The sequence below is a fragment of the Paraburkholderia bryophila genome (genome assembly GCF_003269035.1).
Classification (GTDB): domain Bacteria; phylum Pseudomonadota; class Gammaproteobacteria; order Burkholderiales; family Burkholderiaceae; genus Paraburkholderia; species Paraburkholderia bryophila.
This window is the reverse complement of sequence record NZ_QLTK01000019.1, coordinates 92,920-109,546: the sequence shown is the minus strand read 5'-3', so window position 1 is coordinate 109,546 and position 16,627 is coordinate 92,920. Positions and strand designations below refer to the sequence as shown.

The window sequence follows — 16,627 nt, the reverse complement described above, 5'->3', positions numbered from 1 at the left end:
GGTTATTTCACCTCGCGGCTCTGGAACGGCACCCGCTGCCACAACACGAACGGCTCGCCCGGCGCCGGCTCGACAAACAGCGCGGCATGATCGACCGGCAGCGGACCGAGCTCGGGCGTACGCGCCTGCCACCACGCAACCAGCGCGGCACGCTCCTGTGCGTCGGCGAGCGAACCGGACAGCGTCATATGGAAACGGAATTCGTCGAACACGTAGGGGTAGCCCCATTCGATCAGCAGCGCGCGTTGCCGCTCGCTCAGCGGCGCGGCGAGCCGGCGCGCGAGATCGGCGGCCGGGGGTTTGGCGCGCAGCGTATCGAGCGTTTGCAGGGCATTCGTGGCGAGCGTGCGAATGTCGGCCTCCGCGTGCTGATCAGCCGGACGCAGCGCGACGAAGTCGCCCAGTGTCGCGGCTTCCACCGGCAGCGTGAACGGGCGCTGCGTATCGGCCCATGCCCGCGTGGCGGCGAGCACGTCGTCTGGTGTCACGCCGTCCGCCAGGCGAAACGGTGCGACTAGCGTGCCATGCCAGCCATAACGGCGCGGCGCTTCGGTCAACGCTGTCAGCGGACGTGTCAGACCCGGCGGTTGCGGCGGCACGTAGGTGTCGCCGCTTTCGGCATCGCGGCCAAGCCATGCCGAACCGGCTTGCCACCATGCCGACTCGCGCGACGGCGCGTAATAGACCGCGAAACGTGCATCGTTGCGCCACGCCGTGCCGCTCATATGTCGTGCTCCACCAGCAGTTGCACGCGGTCCGCCGCGAAATGCGTGAAGCCGTATTTGATCGGCGTGCCCTGCAGATCCACGTCGACGTTTTCGACCCACAACACCGGCTGCTGACGATTGATATTCAAACGCCGCGCGACTTCCGGCTCGGGCAGCACACTGCCGATGCGGCTCCACTTGCGCAGATAGTCGCTCACGCCGAGTTCCGCCATCGCTTTGGTCACGCCGCCAGTGCGCTCCAGCACCTCCGGCAGTTCGGGAAAACGCGCGGCGGGATACCAGTTGCGCGCGAACGTGAGCGGCACACCGTCGGACTCATGCAGCGATTCGATCCGGTAGACCGCCGCGCCGGCTCGCAAACTCAGCGTCTTCGCGACGCTCGGCTCGGCCTTGACGCGCACCGCCGACAACATCGTGCCCGCCGCCGAATGATGCTGCTGACGCAGGTTTTCTGTAAAGCGCGTGCGGCGGCCGATCGTATAGTCGATCGCGCCGGGTTGCACGAACGTGCCGCGGCCCTGCTCGACGCTGACCAGCCCCAACGCCGCGAGCCCGAGCATGGCGCGGCGCACGGTATGCCGGTTCACGTCGAAGCGTTTGGCGAGTTCGCCTTCGCTCGGCAAGCGCCCTTCTTCGCCGAAACCGCTCGCGGCGATTTCCCTGGCGAGGATCTGTTCGATCTGCCGCCATACCGCAACGCCAGCGCCGCGTTCGAGCATCGTGCCCGGCGTCGCGTTGTCGTTCGATGTCATGGTGCTGTCATTCCCTTGAGTTCAAATTATCGCTATGGCATGCATTGTAGTGCGCCAGCCGTGATGGAAATGTGAAACGCCGGCAAAGCGCTACACCGCTCGACAAGCATACCCCTAAACGTCTAGACGTTTAGATGAATAGATGGTCAAATGTCTACTCGCTGGATCAACAGGAACTTCGATGAGCGCCCCTCCCGCCTCGCCTTCTTCCACTGCGCCTTCATCGGTCCGGCGCGCCTGGATGGCCGTCCTCGCCCGCACGCCGCGCGCCGATCTCGAAGCCGCGCTGCAGCATGCGCTGCACGACCTGCCCCCGCCTGCTTACGACTGGCTGCGCCCGCCTGAAATCGGCCTCGCCATGGTGCGCGGCCGCGTGGGCGGCAGCGGCGACCCGTTCAATCTCGGCGAGGCTACCGTCACGCGCGCCACGCTACGTTTGCGGGTGGCGGAAGGCGCGCTGGCCACAGTCGGCGTGGCCTGCCACCTGGGCCGCGACCGCCGCCGCGCCGAACTCGCCGCGCTGGCGGACGCCTTGCTGCAAATGCCCGAGTATCACGCGGCGTTGCACGAGCAACTGATCGGGCCGTTTGCCGCGCAACAAGCCGCACGGCGCGACGCGCGGCGCGAGGACGTCGCGGCCACGCGCGTCGAATTCTTCACGATGGTCCGGGGCGACTGATGGAAAACTCACCGATTGCATTGTCCACGCTCACACCGGGTTTCGCCGATCCGGTACACGACACCCAGGGCGTGTTCCGCACCTTGCTCGACGCATTGTCGCGGCCGGGCACGGTCGGCGTGGTCGAGAACGTGTTGCCGGCCGTACGCGGCACGCTTGCCACGCGCGCCGATCTCGCCGCGTTTGCCGCGTTGCTCGCGTTGTGCGACTACGCCACGCCAGTGTGGCTCGCGCAAACCGACACGGCGCTCAGCTCGGCGTTGCGCTTTCATACCGGGGCGCCGCTCGCGAACGATCCCGCCGAGGCCGCGTTCGCCTACCTCCAAGACGCGGCCACGTTGCCGCCGCTCGAGACCTTCGCGCTCGGCGCCGCGGAATCGCCCGAGCAGGCGGTCACACTGCTGATCCATGTGGACGCGTTGACCGGCGGCGCGCCGATCGTGCTGAACGGCCCCGGCATCCAACACACCGAGACGATCGCACCGGTCGGCCTGCCCGAACGCTTCTGGCGCGAACGCGCCGCGCTCGCGCCGCTGTTTCCGTGCGGTGTCGATTGTTATCTCGTCTGCGGCGACGCCCTGATCGGCCTGCCCCGCACAACTCAAGCGAAGGTGAACTGATGTACGTTGCCGTCAAAGGTGGGGAACGGGCGATCGAAGCATCGTGGCGCCTGCTCGACAAGGAGCGCCGCGGCGAGACGCAACTGGCCGAACTCAGCGTCGCGCAGATCCGCGAACAGTTGCGTCTGGCGGTCGCGCGCGTGATGACCGAAGGCTCGGTCTACGACGAAGAACTCGCCGCGCTGGCGATCAAACAGGCAGCCGGCGATCTGGTCGAAGCAATCTTCCTGCTGCGTGCGTATCGCACCACGTTGCCGCGTTTCGGCTATACGCAACCGGTCGATACCGAAGCCATGCGGGTGGAGCGCCGTATCTCGGCAACCTTCAAAGATGTTCCCGGTGGTCAGTTGCTCGGCGCGACTTACGATTACACGCAGCGTCTACTGGATTTCGCGTTGCTTGCCGAGGGCGACGCGCACGCGAGCGGCGCGCCGGCACACCCGTCGCCGCAGCGCGTCGCACCGGTCGCCGCCGAAGCCATGCCGCGCGTCGTCACGCTGCTCGACAAGGAAGGGCTGATCGAACAGGAACGTCCCACACCGAATGCGCCGGAACCCGGCGATCTGTCGCGCGAACCGCTGGCGTTTCCCGCAAGCCGCGCCACGCGTTTGCAGAATCTCGCGCGCGGTGACGAAGGCTTTCTGCTCGCCATGGGCTACGCCACGCAACGCGGCTATGCGAACTCGCATCCATTCGCCGGCGAAATCCGCTTCGGCACGATCTCGGTGGAGATGGAACTCGACGAGTTGGGCGAGAGCGTCGACATCGGCGAGATCGACATCACCGAATGCCAGATGATCAACCAGTTCGCCGGCAGCGGCGCGGTGCCGCCCACCTTCACGCAAGGTTACGGTCTCGCGTTCGGTCACTCGGAACGTAAGGCGATGGCCATGGCGCTGGTGGATCGCGCGCTGCGTGCCGAAGAACTCGGCGAAACGCTGGCCTCGCCGACGCAGGACATCGAATTCATGCTGTCGCATAGCGATAGCGTCGAGGCGTCGGGCTTCGTTCAGCATCTGAAGCTGCCGCACTACGTGGACTTTCAGTCGGAGCTGGAACTCGTGCGGCGCTTGCGCGCACAGCACGCAGAGCAGGAGGTCAGGCGCCCGAGCGACGCCCGCGAAAACAACACCGCGCCCCAGCAAACGGCCCACGATCAGCAGGAGCAGGCAGCATGAACACAGCCGCTACACCGCTTACCAGGCCGCTCGCCACGCCGTCGTACGACGCCGCCGCGGAGGGCTACAACTTCGCCTACCTCGACGAGCAGACCAAACGCATGCTGCGTCGCGCGTTGCTCAAAGCGGTCGCCGTGCCGGGTTACCAGGTGCCGTTCGCCTCGCGTGAAATGCCGCTGCCGTTCGGCTGGGGCACGGGCGGCATTCAGGTCACCGCAGCGATTATCGGCCGCAACGACACGCTCAAGGTGATCGATCAAGGTTCCGACGAAACCACCAACGCGGTCAACATCCGCCGTTTTTTCGCGCGCACCACTGGCGTGGCGACCACGCGCCGCACTGTCGAAGCCACCATCATCCAGACGCGCCACCGCATTCCGGAAGCACCGCTCACCGACAAACAGATTCTGGTCTATCAGGTGCCGATGCCCGAACCGCTGTTCCGGCTCGAACCGCGCGTGGCCGAAAGCAAAAAGCTGCATGCGCTCGCGGACTACGGCCTGATGAGCGTGAAGCTGTACGAAGACATCGTGCATCACGGCAATATCGCCACGACTTACGACTACCCGGTGATCGTCAATCATCGCTATCTGGCGTCGCCCTCGCCGATTCCGAAGTTCGACAATCCGAAGATGCATATGAACCCCGCGCTGCAATTGTTCGGCGCCGGCCGCGAGCGGCGCATTCATGCGATTCCGCCTTACACGCCGGTGCGTAGTCTCGACTTCGACGATCACCCGTTCGAAGTACAGACGTGGCAGCATGCTTGCGCGCTGTGCGGTGCCACGGAAAGCTTCCTCGATGAGATGATCGTCGACGACGCGGGCCAACGAATGTTCGTCTGCTCCGATAGCGACTACTGTCATGAACGCCGCGGCGACGCCGAATTCGATCCGTCGTTGCGCCCCACCGCTCAAGGAGACGCAGCATGACGCCGCTGCTGAGCGCCCGCGCGCTCACCAAACAATACGGCGGCCGCAACGGCTGCAGAAACGTCAGCTTCGACCTGTATCCGGGCGAGGTGTTGTGCATCGTCGGCGAATCGGGCTCGGGCAAAACCACGCTGCTGAATGCGCTTGCATTGAAAACCGAAGCGGACAGCGGCGCGCTGCACTACACCGCCTCGCACGGTGAAAAACTCGACCTGCTGACCTTGTCCGAACCGCGCCGCCGGATGCTGATGCGCACCGAGTGGGGTTTCGTGCAGCAGAATCCGCGCGACGGACTGCGCAGCGGCGTTTCGGCCGGCGCGAATATCGGCGAGCCGCTCATGGCCGTCGGCGCACGCCACTACGGCGATATCCGCTACGCGGCCACGCAGTGGATGGAGCGCGTCGAACTCGATTCGTCGCGGATCGACGAGTTTCCGGCCGCGTTTTCCGGCGGCATGCAGCAGCGTCTGCAGATCGCGCGCAATCTCGTCACCAGCCCGCGGCTCGTGTTCATGGACGAACCCACCGCCGGTCTCGACGTCTCGGTGCAGGCACGCCTGCTCGATCTGCTGCGCACGCTGACTTCCACGCTGCATCTGTCGGTGCTGATCGTCACGCACGATATCGGCGTGGCGCGTCTGCTCGCGCATCGGCTGATGGTGATGCAAGGCGGCGAAGTGGTCGAAGCGGGTCTGACCGATCAGGTACTCGACGATCCGCAGCACCCGTACACGCAAACGCTGGTTTCCTCGGTTCTGCCGGTTTGAGGCTCATGATGCAATCCTTTGATACCGCCAACCCGACCCGCGCCGCCGGGCACGCCTTCGCCGACAACGCCGCGCTGATGTTGCGCGCGGTCGGCATCGGCAAGACATTTACGTTGCATGGCCAGGGCGGCGTGCAGATCGAAGCGCTCGCGGACGTGTCGCTCGAGGTGGAACGCGGCGAATGCGTCGTGCTGGTCGGCCCATCGGGCGCGGGTAAAAGCACGCTGTTGCGCTGCCTGTACGGCAACTATCTCGCGAGCACCGGTTCGATCGAGATTCGCGACGCAGCGGACAACAGCCGCGCCGTGTCGATCACCGGCGCCGAACCGCACGACGTGCTGCGCCTGCGGCGCGGCGTGGTCGGTTACGTCAGCCAGTTTCTGCGCGTGATTCCGCGTGTACCGACGCTCACGCTCGTCGCCGAGCCGCTACTCTCGCGCGGTGTGGCCGAAGACGAAGCCCGCACGCGGGCCGCCGCGTTGCTGGCCCGACTGAACGTGCCGGAGCGGCTGTGGACGCTGGCGCCCGCCACCTTCTCGGGCGGCGAGCAACAGCGCGTGAACATTGCGCGCGGCCTGATCGCCGGTCACCCGCTGCTGCTGCTCGACGAGCCGACCGCTTCGCTCGATGCGGAGAACCGCGACGTGGTCGCCGATCTGATCGTCGAAGCGCGCGAGCGCGGCGCGGCGATCGTGGGCATTTTTCACGACGAAGACACGCGCAACAAGGTCGCGACGCGCCGGCTCGAATTAAGGCCGCCGCTGCGCCACTGAGCGGATCGATCCGTGCCCGGCGAAACAGGAAACGGCTTTACACTGAACCAACCATCCAGTCCCACCCATCCAGTCCGACTGACTACGGAGCAAGTCGATGTTGATCAGGAACGCTCGCATCGTGACGCGAGATGAAGTATTCACCGGCGTGGTACACGTCGAAGACGGCGTGATTCGCAGCCTCGAGCGGGGCACGACCTCGGCGCGCGACGCGGAAGATTGGAACGGCGACTATCTATTGCCCGGCCTGATCGAATTGCACACGGACAATCTCGAGAAACATCTCGCGCCGCGTCCCGGCGTGCAGTGGAATACCGACGCCGCCTTCGTGATTCACGACGCGCAGGTGGCTGCCGCCGGCATCACGACGGTATTCGATGCGCTCGCCATCGGTTCGCGCTCGAACGTCGGGCTGCGCGGCCGCGACGTGCAAACGCAGTGCGCCGAATCGCTCACGCGCCTGTCCGAACGCAACCTGCTGCGCGCCGAACACTTTCTGCATCTGCGCTGCGAAATCGCCACCGCCGACGTGGTGGAACTGTTCGATTCGTTGTGCGCGCATCCGCTGCTGCGGCTTGCTTCGGTGATGGACCATACGCCCGGTCAACGCCAGTGGCACGATCGCGAGCAATGGCGTCGCTTCCAGGAGCGTAACGGCAAACTGAGCGACGAACATGTCGCGACCGCGCTGACCGAATTGTCGATCGAGCAGGCGCGTTACGCCGACACGCACCGCCGCGAGATCGTCGAACGTTGCAACCGGCTCGGCATTCCGGTGGCGAGCCACGACGACACGCTGGTCGAACACGTCGAACAGGCTCGCGCGGAAGGGATCGTGCTGGCCGAATTTCCGACCACGCGCGTGGCCGCCGAGGCCGCGCGCGCGCATGGCATTTCGACCATCATGGGCGCACCGAATATCGTGCGCGGCGGTTCGCATTCGGGCAACGTATCGGCGCTCGAACTGGCCGAGGCGAATCTGCTCGATATCCTGTCGTCGGATTACGTGCCGTCGAGTTTGCTGACCGCCGTGTTCGAACTGGTCGCGAAAGCGGACTGGACACTGCCGCGCGCCATGGCGACAGTCTCCGCCGAACCGGCGCGCACGGCCGGCTTGCATGATCGCGGCTCGATCGCGGCCGGCCTGCGCGCCGACTTCGTGCGCGTGACGATGCTCGACACGCTGCCGGTACCGCGCGCCACGTATCGCGGCGGCGCACGGATCGTCTAAGCGTGAGCTGACGTTCGAGCCCGGGCGTGGGAGGAAACGGTCTAGCGATCCGACTGCAATTGCCCCCACGCCACCAACACCTTCTGGATGCCGCGCGCGTAGGCGTCCCGCTCTCGCGGCGTTTCCGAGTGGTAGGCGCCGATCGCGCGCCACGTGTTGCCGTGCTTGACCATCTTCTGTTTCAGAAGCCACGCGGCGACGTACACGTTCACGCACGGATCGATCAGCGCGCGATGCGGCACGCCTTCGCGGGCGAGATCGCCGAAATGAATCGAATTGATCTGCAGCTGGCCGACGTCGATCGAGCCATTGGCGTTGCGCCGGATCGCGCTCGGGTCACCCTTCGATTCGTACCACGCGAGCGCACGCAGCACCCACGGGTTGACCCCTTGATAGGCCGCGGCTTCGTTGAAGCAGTCGTCGGCCGCTTGCGCTGTACCGCACGCCATCCAGCAGGCGAACGCGGCAAAGAAGATTTTCAAGGACATGCTTCATCCTTTCGCTCGATAGCGATAAAGAGGTGAAAGCGGCACGACAACCACGCCGACCGATCCTGCGTGCGTGGTGGGTCGTGCCGGGCGCTGCGTTACTTGTTCATGGCCAGCTCGATCTGGCGCTGCACGCCGTCGAGATAAGCGTGCGACGCGTCGGACACGATCAGCCGCACCACCGGAGCCGGCGGCATGCGGCGCTCCTGGGTCTGCGCGGGCGCGCGTGATTTCTTGCGATGCAGGGCCGGTTTGAGCGGCGCGGCATCGTCGTCGGTCGCACTCGGCGGCGGCAGCATGGCGAGCGACGGCAACGGTGGATAGACCTTGTCCGCCGCCGGCGGAAACGCGGCGGCGGACTGCAAATCCGCACCCGGCTGACCCGCGAACGCCGGTGCGACCAGCAAGGTGGCCAGGCTCAGAAATGCGCCGCGAGCGATCATCAGGTGCGCGTTCATTGAACCGTCCTGATCGATACGCTATACGGCTGCCCCAAGCCGGCGGTCCGGTTCTCGAAGTTCACCCGCGCCGTGTGTTGTGCCGGCACGCCTTTCCAGACTGCCTGATTCAGATAGGCGAAGTCCTGGCCTAACGCGGTGACGAGCACGACCGTCGGCTGAGGTTGCGCGGCGGCCAGCGCACCGGCTTTAGCCAGCACGGCGGTGAGTTGCGGATCGCGTGCGCCGAGTGCGTCCGGCGGAATGTCGAAGCTGATCACTTCGTTCGGCGCCTTATCCGTATGCGCCGCAGTCGACGGCGGCATCTGCGCGCAACCGGCAAGCGCCAGTGCCGCCATCAAGAAACAAACCTGTCGCTTCACGGAAAATCTCCAGTCAATCCTGTTGCCATAACGACGTTGTCGGCAAGCCCGCGGCAAAAGTTGAGACGGCGAAAACGCTTCCAGTGAAATGAAAAAGACTTGCCTCAGGATCGGCGCAAACGATTGCTGGCGCGCTCGCTGAAGCGACCATCGAGGCAAACTTGCCTCGCGTTTTTAGCGGGTATTTGTCTGATTAAAACGCCGTTTGGCGCGGGTCGAAGCGAGGAAGACGGAGCGACGCGATCGACGTGAAGCCGCGTGCAAGGCGTTCGTTAGCGGCGCGCAAGGAGGACGCGGATAAAGCGGCAGCGCGACGCGCAATCCAGACTCCGGCGAAGACGCCACAACGGGCCCGCTCAGGCCATCGGTTCGGCCTCGCGGCCGGCCGTCGCTCCCTGAGCGGCTCTCGCCTGCGCCTCTTCCTGATGGGCACGCTGTTCGCGCCGGCGTATCTCGAGCAGATCGTGGTACAGCAAATACGCACACCGTCCGCCGGATTTAGCCGCATACATGGCGGCGTCGGCGTTCAGCAGCAGTTCTTCGGCCGTGCCGCTGTCGTCCGGGAACTGGCTGATGCCGATGCTCGCGCCCACGTTCATGCTTTGCCCGTCCATCACGAGGGTTTCGTTCAGCGTGTCCATGATGCGCGACGCGATCGCGGGCGCCGCCTCCGCGGAACGCGGCCCCTCGATCAGCACGATGAACTCGTCGCCGCCGAGTCGTGCCACCACGTCGGCGGAACAGAGCACCTGTTTCAGCCGACGCGCCACCGCGGCCAGCACCTTGTCGCCAATCGAATGGCCGAACTGGTCGTTGATCTGCTTGAAGCGGTCGAGGTCGACGAACAGCACCGCCAGGCCCTCCTGACGCCGCGTGGCTTCGTCGATCGCGCTTTCGAGCTTCTGCATGAACAGCATGCGGTTCGGCAAGCCGGTGAGGCCGTCGTGCGTGGCCAGATGCACGAGCTCGCGTTGCTTGGCGTGCAGCACGTCCATCTGCGATTTGATTTCGCGGCGCAAACGATCGAAGCAGCGCGCCAGCACGCCGATTTCGTCGGTCCGTTTGAGCGGCAGCGTTTCCATGGCATGTTCGGCGAACAGATGCGTGGCCGCATGCGCGAGCAGATGCAGCGGCTTGGTCAGCGCGCGCGCGAACAGTACGGCAAGACCCAGCGCCAGCACGCTGAACACCAGCACCATACGAACGATGCGATCGCCGAGCAGATTCGCGCCGGACAACACGTCCTCCAGCGGCTTGGCGAGTCCGAGCACGATAAAGCGGTTGCCCGCGGAATCGCCGAACGGCCGCCGCACGAAGGCGAGCACCTGACCGGCGGCCTGCCTGGGCTTCACGAGGCCGTTGACGAGGATTTCGCTTTGCGACTGCTCGAAGAGCGGTTTGGTGACGGAGAAGCTGTCCTGGATCAGCACACGCCGGCCGCGGTCGAAGCCGAAGGTTTTCGACGGGTCGGGATGGACCAGGAAGTCGCCCCATTCGTTGGTGAGATAGACCTGATAGTCGCTCGGCAAATCGCTTTGCAAGCGCTTGAGCAAACCGGCCAGGTCGACGTCGATCACGACGACGCCCACCACCTCGCCGCCCGCGTTCGCCACCGGCGTGCCGAGCCGCAAGGTCGGTTTGCCTTCCGCGCCATGCGCGCCGTACTCGTGATTGACCGAGATCGGCGACGTATAAATACGGCCCGGCGAAAACGCCAGCGTCTCGAACACATACGCGAACTGGCCTTTTTCCTGCAGGCTGTTGCCCTGCACGCGCACGAGGCCGTCGCCGTCGCGATCGAAGCGGATCAGTTCGAGCCCGTAGTGCTGCCGCGCGATCAAACGGATCTGCAGGTACTCGGGGTGGTGGATCATGAAGCTCGAATACACCTGCGCCAACTGTTCGCGAGCCGCGTTCCTGCCGAGGCCGTCGTCGGTTTGCGCGACGTCCGCCGCGGACGGCAAGCTCGCGAGCACCTGGGCGTCGGCGCCGACGTCGTCGATCGAGTTGGAGAAGCGCTGCCCGAGCAGTTCCGTGGAAGTCAGCAGACTGTGGCCCGCTTCGTTCACCAGCATCGTGCGATTGGCGCGATACGCGTAATAGCCGGTCGCGCCGGACGCGAGCACGCCGATACACGCGAGCAGCACCGACAACTTGACGGTCAGGCCGGGCCGTATCATCAGAAGCGCTCCGAGCGGTCGCCGGACACGATTCGAGCCCACAGCTCCTCGCGCCGCTGGATATCCTCCACCGGTCCGATCCACACGATGTGAGCGTTGTCGCTGTTGTCGACCGGCGCGCTCAGCGTATTGGCGAGCCCCTGACGTTGCGTGAGCAAGCCGCTTACGCCGGGTTCGAGCATGTAGTTGATCCACGCGAGCGCGAGCGCGGGGTCCTGCGCCGAACGCGTCATCGACCAGCAATCGAGCCACGCGAGCGCGCCTTCATCGGGAATCACATAGCCGACGTCCGCGCCGGCGCGGCGCAGCATTTCGACCTGCTGGGTGCCGTAGTTGCCGAACATCAGCGCGACCTTGTGCTGCATGAAAACCGCGGTCGCTTCTTCGGGAAGCGTGTAATAGGTCAACAGATTGCGGCGCAGATCGACGAGTTTCTGCGCGATGGTGTGAATCTGCGTGGCGTCGAGCTGAAACGGATGCGGGTAGCCGAGCGCCAGCGCGGTGAACGAGAAGTTGTGCTGCGCGCTGTTGAAGTCGAGCACCTTGCCACGATACTTCGGATTCCATAGCTCGCGCATGGAACGCGGCGGCACCGCGATCTGCTTGCGGTCGTAGATCAGGCCCATGGACGAATACGTGAACGGAATCGCGTACACCTTGCCCGCCGACGTGAGCCCTTCGATCGACGTGCGCGCCTGAAACCGCCGCAGTTGCAGTTTCGTGTTCGGCAAGCTCGCCAGATCGAGCGGCGCAAGCAGATTGGCGTGCGTATAGCGCTGGATTTCGGCGGTGTTGGCGGCGAGCACGTCGAACGGCGGCGCGTCTTGACTGTGCATCAGCGTCCACAAGGCCTCGTCGGAATCGGCCAGCGTGACTTCCACCTTGACCTTGTAGCGCGACTCGAACGTCTTGACCACGTCGTCGTCGGCATAACCGGGCCATGCCAGCACGCGCAGGATTTTCTCGCCGGCCTGGGCGGGCGTAACCGATACGAGCCCGCAGCAGAACACCACGCCGATCAGAAGCGTCAGAAATGCGGATATAGCCGGGCGGCACGAACCCTGCGCGCGAGCTGCAGCGCCCGCGTTTCTGCGCGGGAAGCCTCGTTTAGAACAGCGCATGTCATCTGCCATCAACATCTCGTGCATATACAACACCGTTTAGCAGAAGGCCTGGCCGACGAACGCCAGCCCGCGGAGGCGATCCGCGCAGGTGGTATTCGGTGACTTTCTTCAGACAGATACGCTCGTTGCGCCGCCGGCAGCGAGCGCGAGGAGCATTGATGATAGCGCTAAAGCAATACAATTTTGTTTTCGGCCACGACGGTGTCGGGAAAAACGGGCAACCTGGCGTGACCGGTCAAACGGGCACATCCGTATTAACGGCGATTTATGCGAAATCTTTAATTTGGCGGGTCTCCGCTTGAAACGCACGCGCTGAGTAACAGGTCGTAATCAACTTCACTTAATAGCGCCATCCGAAAAGATAACCATGCCCAAAAAATTATGCTATTAGCGGGCCGCGCACGCGGTGGGCAATACTTAAAGAAGTGCGGCACGGCTGCCGATAACGTTAACTTGTCCCACGCCGGCAATGGTCGTGGGCAAAGCATGAAGCGAACCGGCTTTCGGGTCGTCGAACAAGACCATCACAATGCGCTTGAAGAAAACAGAATGGGTGTTGCTGGCCGTCGTGGCCAGTTTGGTAATGGGTTTTGGCAATTGGCTGCAAGGCGAAATGAACCGCGCGGCGCTCGCCCGTATTCAGCGCGATTCAACCAGCCCGCAGGACTTGCAGGATTCGCACGGCGCCTGCGCGGGCATGAGCGCACGCGAGACGGAAATGATGGGCAAAGGCGAACTCTGGTGCGGCACGGTCGGCACTTTAAGCTCCACCACATTCTCGCGTTAAAAGCTATCCTCCTTCGCCATCCGGTGTTTCACTAGCTTCCCAATATTTTTGACCTGATAAGCTTGGCGCGCGCTGCTGGCCGCCCCGGCTGGCGGCTTCCACCCAAGCCCGGTCGTGAGTCGCGCCGGGCGGCCCGCCGCGGCAAAACCGCATACGGGCGTATTTGAACTACACCGAGGAGTTAAACAGTGAAAAAACTGCTAGCGGCTTTGACGGTTGCTCTGCTTGCAACGGTCTCGATTGGCGCACACGCTAAAGATTGGTCGACTATCCGTTTTGGCGTTGACGCCAGCTATCCCCCGTTCGAGTCCAAAGGCTCGGACGGCAAGCTCGTTGGCTTCGACATCGACCTCGGCAATGAAATCTGCGCGCGCCTGAAGGCCAAATGCGTGTGGGTCGAAAACGACTTCGACGGCATGATCCCGGCCCTGAAGGCGAAGAAGTTCGACGGCGTGCTGTCGTCCATGTCCATGACGCCGCAACGCGCCGAACAGATCGCGTTCTCGTCGAAACTGTTCAACACGCCGACCCGCCTCGTCTCGAAGAAAGGTTCGGGCGTGATGCCGACGGCTGACTCGCTGAAGGGCAAGGCGGTGGGCGTCGAGCAGGGCACGATCCAGGAAACCTACGCAAAGACGTACTGGGAGCCGAAGGGCGTGAAGGTCGTTCCGTATCAGAACCAGGATCAGGTCTATGCCGACCTGCTGTCGGGTCGTCTGGACGCGTCGCTGCAAGACGCCGTGGAAGCTGAAATCGGCTTCCTGAAGACGCCGCGCGGCGCCGGTTACGAGTTCGCAGGCAAGGATATCGTCGACGAGAAGGTCCTCGGCAACGGCGCAGGCATCGGCATGCGCAAGGAAGACACCGATCTGAAGGCGAAGGTCGACAAGGCAATCGCCGACATCATCAAGGACGGTACGTACAAGAAGCTCGAGAAGAAGTACTTCGACTTCGACGTGTACGGCAGCTAAGCCCTCTTCGCGCGCCTCGCGGCGCGCGTACCGGCTTGCAGGCAACGGGCTCCGCCACACGCGGGGCCCGTTTCGTTTGTGCCGGCTTGTGCCACATTGCACCGCCCGGTTGACGCACGCCGCGCGGCAGATCGGCTAAGATCGTGCGGTCGAGGCGCGCCGCACGCGCCGCCTCCGCCTCGCTCTTGCATTGCCATCCAACCTGCTTTCCCACTGAAATCAACGACATAGCGCGGCATGCCTCGCTTGCCCGCGACTCCGAAGACCATGCAAACCCAAACCCATCCGCTGATTGCCCCGACGCTCGGCACTGCCCGTAACCTGACGAGTTTTCATTACGGTTCCGGCGGCGGGCAGAAGATTTATATCCAGTCGTCGCTGCACGCCGACGAGTTGCCCGGCATGCTGGTGTCGTGGGAACTGCGCCGCAAGCTGGCCGCGCTGGAAGCCGCCGGCAAGGTGCGCGGCGAAGTCGTGATCGTGCCGGTGGCCAACCCCATCGGCCTGAATCAGCACTTTCTCGGCCATCTGACGGGCCGCTTCGAAACCAACACCGCACAGAACTTCAACCGCAATTTCCACGATCTGTCGGCGCTGGTGCAACCGGTGATCGAGGCACGCCTCACCGACGACGTCGACGCCAATCGCAGCGCCATCCGCACCGCCATGCGTGAAGCGCTCGACGCGCAAAAGCCGGAAACCGAACTCGAATCGCAACGTCTGGCGCTGCAAAAACTCTCGTACGACGCCGACGTCGTGCTCGATCTGCATTGCGACTGGGAAGCCGCGATGCACCTCTACACGAACCCCGACCTGTGGCCGGAAGTCGAGCCGCTCGCGCGCTATCTGGACGCGAAGGCCTCGCTGCTGGCGCTCAATTCCGTGGGCAACCCGTTCGACGAAATTCACAGCTTCTGCTGGTCGGATCTGCGCGGCCGTTTCGGCGAGCGCTTCCCGATTCCAAACGGCTCGATCTCGGTCACGATCGAACTGCGCGGCCAGCGCGAGGTGTCGTACGAGTACGCCGAGCGCGACGCGCAGGCGATCGTCGAGTATCTGACCTCGCGCGGCGTGATCGACGGGACGGCCGCCCCGCTGCCCCCGCTCGAATTCGCCGCCACGCCGCTGGCCGGCGCCGAGCCGATCGTCGCGCCGATCAGCGGCGTGCTGGTGTACCGCTGCGAAGTCGGCACCTGGGTCGACGCCGGGCATGCAATCGCCGATATCGTCGATCCGCTGACCGATCGCGTCGTGACGTTGAAGAGCAGCGTGGCCGGTGTGCTGTACGCGCGGCACCTGACGCGCTTCGCGACGGCCGGGCTGGAGTTCGCGCGGATTGCCGGGGCGAAGGCCTTTAGAAGCGGTTCGTTGCTGAGCAATTGAGCATCGAGGCTCGCTGAACTCAGGTCGGATCGGGTCGGACTGGTACGGCTGCAAGCCTCTCGACGCAAAAACGCCCGCTGAAACAGCGGGCGTTTATGCGTTTATGCGTTTTGCGTTTATGCAGCCATCGCTCAGAACGCGGGAATAATCGCGCCCTTGAACTGCGTGTCGATGTACTTGCGCACTTCGTCCGACTCATACGCCGCGACCAGCTTCTTCACCCACGGCTGATTGCGATCCTGCACGCGCACGGCGATCAGATTCGCATACGGGCCCTTCAGGTCTTCGATCGCGATCGCGTCTTTGGTCGGCTGCAGGCCGGCCTTGACCGCGTAGTCGGTGTTGATCGAGGCCGCGTCGAGGTCGTCGAGCGCGCGCGGCAATTGCGCGGCATCCAGCTCGACCAGCTTGATTTTCTTCGGATTCTCCGCGACATCGAGCGGCGTCGCGTTGACGCCGTTCGTGCCGACGCCCGGCTTCAGCTTGATCACGCCGTACTTCTGCAACAGCAGCAACGCGCGATTACCGTTCGACGGATCGTTCTGGATGCCGACCTTCGCACCTTCCGGCAAGTCCTTGAGCGACTTGAATTTCTTCGAATAGAAGCCCATCGGCGAGACGTAGGTCAGGCCGACGTTGACGATCTTGTAGCCGCGCTGCTTGATCTGGCTATCCAGAAACGGTTGATGCTGGAAACCGTTGGCGTCGAGATCGCCCGAGTCGAGCGCGGCGTTCGGCTGCACGTAATCGTTGAATTCGATCACCTTCACGTTCAGACCTTCGCGCGCCGCGACTTTGGTCACGACCGACCAGATCTGCGCGTCCGGGCCGCTCATCGTGCCGATCTTGAGTTCCTTGTCCGCAGCGTGTGCAAACGTTGCCGTCAGCGAAACGGCGGCGATAGCGAGCAGATTCTGGATGATTGTCCGGCGTTGCATACGTTTTCCCCACAGCGATGTAATTGGTAGGGACGCATCCTCGCATGCGCAAGCCGCCCGCAAAACAAATCGTTTTTCACACGCTTAGATGGCGAAAAGAGAAAAAGCTTATGTGCGGCGCGGCTTGCGCGAATTCGCCGCGCAAAGCTATGTGAGTGTCGCGCCGGCGCGACAGATTTCAAAAATAAGCGAACCTGTCACATACCTTACTCTGCGTTCCCTTAAATTTCGGCCCATCGCACGACCTTGCCAAAGAGCAGGGCTGACGATCTGCTC

18 protein-coding genes are annotated in these 16,627 nt (G+C 63.9%); 10 read left to right on the top strand and 8 right to left on the bottom strand.

Annotated elements, in window-relative coordinates; all coding sequences use genetic code 11:
* Positions 1-2 precede the first annotated feature (2 nt).
* Positions 3-725 carry a DUF1045 domain-containing protein gene (locus BX591_RS24190; RefSeq protein WP_111933829.1) on the bottom strand — a complete coding sequence of 241 codons (723 nt, stop codon included), beginning with the start codon at positions 723-725 and terminating at the stop codon, positions 3-5.
* Positions 722-1,480: a phosphonate metabolism transcriptional regulator PhnF gene (gene phnF / locus BX591_RS24185; protein ID WP_111933828.1), complete on the bottom strand. Its 759-nt coding sequence runs from the start codon at positions 1,478-1,480 to the stop codon at positions 722-724. Before phnF ends, BX591_RS24190 begins: the two co-directional genes overlap by 4 nt.
* A gap of 181 nt (positions 1,481-1,661) precedes the next feature.
* On the opposite strand from phnF, the gene phnG reads away from it, so the two are divergent.
* The 7 genes from phnG (at position 1,662) to BX591_RS24150 (ending at position 7,660) form a co-directional block, all read left to right on the top strand.
* Positions 1,662-2,159 carry a phosphonate C-P lyase system protein PhnG gene (phnG, locus tag BX591_RS24180; protein WP_111933827.1) on the top strand — a complete coding sequence of 166 codons (498 nt, stop codon included), beginning with the start codon at positions 1,662-1,664 and terminating at the stop codon, positions 2,157-2,159.
* Complete coding sequence (phnH, locus tag BX591_RS24175) at positions 2,159-2,779, top strand: phosphonate C-P lyase system protein PhnH (RefSeq protein ID WP_111933826.1); 621 nt, start codon at positions 2,159-2,161, stop codon at positions 2,777-2,779. The genes phnG and phnH overlap by 1 nt, the downstream gene beginning before the upstream one ends.
* On the top strand, positions 2,779-3,957 hold the full coding sequence (locus BX591_RS24170; RefSeq protein ID WP_244147035.1) for a carbon-phosphorus lyase complex subunit: 1,179 nt from the start codon (positions 2,779-2,781) through the stop codon (positions 3,955-3,957). Before phnH ends, BX591_RS24170 begins: the two co-directional genes overlap by 1 nt.
* Positions 3,954-4,889, top strand: a complete 936-nt coding sequence (locus BX591_RS24165) for an alpha-D-ribose 1-methylphosphonate 5-phosphate C-P-lyase PhnJ (RefSeq protein ID WP_111933825.1) — start codon at positions 3,954-3,956, stop codon at positions 4,887-4,889. Before BX591_RS24170 ends, BX591_RS24165 begins: the two co-directional genes overlap by 4 nt.
* Entirely contained in the window at positions 4,886-5,656 is a 771-nt protein-coding gene (phnK, locus tag BX591_RS24160) for a phosphonate C-P lyase system protein PhnK (RefSeq protein ID WP_111933824.1), read from the top strand. Before BX591_RS24165 ends, phnK begins: the two co-directional genes overlap by 4 nt.
* An 8-nt stretch (positions 5,657-5,664) precedes the next feature.
* On the top strand, positions 5,665-6,429 hold the full coding sequence (gene phnL, locus BX591_RS24155; RefSeq protein ID WP_111933868.1) for a phosphonate C-P lyase system protein PhnL: 765 nt from the start codon (positions 5,665-5,667) through the stop codon (positions 6,427-6,429).
* Positions 6,430-6,526: 97 nt separating this feature from the next.
* Positions 6,527-7,660 carry an alpha-D-ribose 1-methylphosphonate 5-triphosphate diphosphatase gene (locus BX591_RS24150; RefSeq protein WP_111933823.1) on the top strand — a complete coding sequence of 378 codons (1,134 nt, stop codon included), beginning with the start codon at positions 6,527-6,529 and terminating at the stop codon, positions 7,658-7,660.
* 41 nt (positions 7,661-7,701) lie between these two features.
* Here BX591_RS24150 and BX591_RS24145 read toward each other — a convergent pair whose 3' ends face one another.
* The 5 genes from BX591_RS24145 to BX591_RS24125 all read right to left on the bottom strand — a co-directional run bounded on the left by BX591_RS24145 (position 7,702) and on the right by BX591_RS24125 (position 12,281).
* Positions 7,702-8,148 (bottom strand): lytic transglycosylase domain-containing protein, encoded by a 447-nt coding sequence (locus tag BX591_RS24145; protein WP_111933822.1) that lies wholly within the window; start codon positions 8,146-8,148, stop codon positions 7,702-7,704.
* 98 nt (positions 8,149-8,246) lie between these two features.
* Complete coding sequence (locus tag BX591_RS24140) at positions 8,247-8,606, bottom strand: hypothetical protein (protein ID WP_244147036.1); 360 nt, start codon at positions 8,604-8,606, stop codon at positions 8,247-8,249.
* Positions 8,603-8,944 (bottom strand): hypothetical protein, encoded by a 342-nt coding sequence (locus tag BX591_RS24135; protein WP_111933821.1) that lies wholly within the window; start codon positions 8,942-8,944, stop codon positions 8,603-8,605. Before BX591_RS24135 ends, BX591_RS24140 begins: the two co-directional genes overlap by 4 nt.
* 380 nt (positions 8,945-9,324) lie before the next feature.
* Positions 9,325-11,148, bottom strand: coding sequence for a diguanylate cyclase domain-containing protein (locus BX591_RS24130; protein WP_111933820.1), 1,824 nt, complete (start codon positions 11,146-11,148; stop codon positions 9,325-9,327).
* Entirely contained in the window at positions 11,148-12,281 is a 1,134-nt protein-coding gene (locus tag BX591_RS24125) for an extracellular solute-binding protein (protein WP_244147037.1), read from the bottom strand. Before BX591_RS24125 ends, BX591_RS24130 begins: the two co-directional genes overlap by 1 nt.
* Before the next feature lie 520 nt (positions 12,282-12,801).
* Here BX591_RS24125 and BX591_RS24120 point away from each other — a divergent pair.
* The 3 genes from BX591_RS24120 to BX591_RS24110 all read left to right on the top strand — a co-directional run bounded on the left by BX591_RS24120 (position 12,802) and on the right by BX591_RS24110 (position 15,413).
* Positions 12,802-13,059, top strand: coding sequence for a hypothetical protein (locus BX591_RS24120; protein WP_111933819.1), 258 nt, complete (start codon positions 12,802-12,804; stop codon positions 13,057-13,059).
* Positions 13,060-13,247: 188 nt separating this feature from the next.
* The gene (locus tag BX591_RS24115; protein ID WP_111933818.1) at positions 13,248-14,030 is read left to right on the top strand and encodes an ABC transporter substrate-binding protein; all 783 of its coding nucleotides are present in this window, start codon (positions 13,248-13,250) and stop codon (positions 14,028-14,030) included.
* Between the two features lie 267 nt (positions 14,031-14,297).
* Positions 14,298-15,413: a succinylglutamate desuccinylase/aspartoacylase family protein gene (locus BX591_RS24110; RefSeq protein ID WP_111933817.1), complete on the top strand. Its 1,116-nt coding sequence runs from the start codon at positions 14,298-14,300 to the stop codon at positions 15,411-15,413.
* Positions 15,414-15,544: 131 nt separating this feature from the next.
* Here the strand turns inward: BX591_RS24110 and BX591_RS24105 are convergent, their stop codons facing one another.
* Positions 15,545-16,351 (bottom strand): MetQ/NlpA family ABC transporter substrate-binding protein, encoded by an 807-nt coding sequence (locus BX591_RS24105; RefSeq protein ID WP_111933816.1) that lies wholly within the window; start codon positions 16,349-16,351, stop codon positions 15,545-15,547.
* Between the last annotated feature and the right edge of the window lie 276 nt (positions 16,352-16,627).